Raw genomic sequence first — 1,555 nt, forward strand, 5'->3', positions numbered from 1 at the left:
AACAGAATTATTTGATTATGTAAATTGGTACAACAATTTTAGACCACATTCTTCATTACAGTATTTGACGCCAGTGGCATTTAAAAATCTACACATGAAAACTGTCTAAAAAAATGTTGACATACCAAAATAATTGTTTCAATAAATATCTATCAAATTTATAAAGTATATATACTTCATCAAAATTTTTCGGCTCATCTTTACCAAATTCATTATACATAAAATGCTTCAAATTATAATAGCCAACACTATGTAAAAGCTCCACACATTTTTCTTTTGACTTAATTTCAGGAAAATATAAATTTTTAGTTTCTAATTTATATAACATTTGTTCTATTGTAAAGGGAGTGGGTATTTCACTTTTAGGAGCATCGTTTAGTGTCTCAAAAGTTACTTTTAAATTATCATACTCTTTAACATCGATTACTTTTTCTTTATACATTATGCTTTCTAATTCTTTTAAGTTAATTTCAAGTGATTTATCCATAACTATAAATTCTCCTATTACAAAAAAAGGCCAACTGTGTTTTGCATTGCTAAGAGGCGTTAGTTGACTTCTAATAAATTAATATTAATCTAAGGGGTGTCAATTGTCAATTGTAATTCAATCATTCTTGTCTTCTCAAACCTCACTAAATCATCAATAAATATAGGTTCTAACATAATCGGATTTACCTTATCGCCAAATATTCTATGATAACGACCACTTTCTTTTACGTAGTACAAAAGATATTTATTTAAAACTCTTGTCTCTTAGTAACAAATAAATTTGCTCTCACTCCTCTAACGGATATCATCTACAATCATTGTATGACTAGGATTGGCGTTAAATACTTCTTCTACATTTTTGTCTAACTTCTCATCATCTCCGTCTCAAAATATAAGAAAGAGATGGCTCCCATCATTTCATCACATGATGTTGCCCATGCCAAGCACACCAAAAAGGCTGGAAACCGCGTAATTACGGTAACTCCAGCCTATCATTTGCTATATATAATTATTCCCACTCAATTGTGCTTGGTGGTTTTGATGTAATGTCATAGACTACGCGGTTGACGTGGTCTACTTCGTTTACGATACGACTTGAAATCTTTTGTAAGACTTCCCAATCGATGCGTGCAAAATCACTTGTCATGCCGTCGATAGATGTTACTGCACGAATACCTACTGTGTGATCATACGTACGGTAGTCTCCCATAACACCTACTGATTGAATGTTTGGTAACACTGTGAAGTATTGCCAAATTTCTCTTTCAAGACCTTCTTCTCTAATCACTTGGCGTAAAATCGCGTCTGATTCTCTAACGATTTCTAGTTTATCTTCAGTAATTTCTCCAAGTACACGAATACCAAGACCAGGTCCTGGGAATGGTTGTCTCCACACTAAATGTTCTGGAATACCTAGTTCAATACCTAATTTACGTACTTCATCTTTAAACAATGTATTGATTGGTTCGATTAATTCGAATTCCATGTCTTCTGGTAATCCACCAACATTGTGGTGTGATTTGATTGTTTGTGCTGTCTTAGTACCTGATTCGATGACGTCTGTATA

The 1,555-nt window shown here is 32.9% G+C and carries 3 protein-coding genes; 1 reads left to right on the forward strand and 2 read right to left on the reverse strand.

Going from position 1 to position 1,555, the window contains the following annotated elements; genetic code table 11:
* On the forward strand, positions 1-109 hold a 109-nt coding region (locus tag IDG65_RS14035; RefSeq protein ID WP_078103001.1), incomplete at its 5' end, for an IS3 family transposase.
* On the opposite strand, the gene IDG65_RS14040 is transcribed toward IDG65_RS14035, so the two are convergent.
* Positions 89-487: a CAAX protease gene (locus IDG65_RS14040; protein ID WP_052999837.1), complete on the reverse strand. Its 399-nt coding sequence runs from the start codon at positions 485-487 to the stop codon at positions 89-91. The genes IDG65_RS14035 and IDG65_RS14040 overlap by 21 nt on opposite strands.
* A 510-nt stretch (positions 488-997) precedes the next feature.
* Positions 998-1,555: GMP synthase (glutamine-hydrolyzing) (locus tag IDG65_RS14045; RefSeq protein ID WP_481906127.1), on the reverse strand; the 558-nt coding region annotated here is incomplete at its 5' end.

Source organism: Staphylococcus sp. EG-SA-17, assembly GCF_017151845.1.
GTDB lineage: Bacteria > Bacillota > Bacilli > Staphylococcales > Staphylococcaceae > Staphylococcus > Staphylococcus aureus.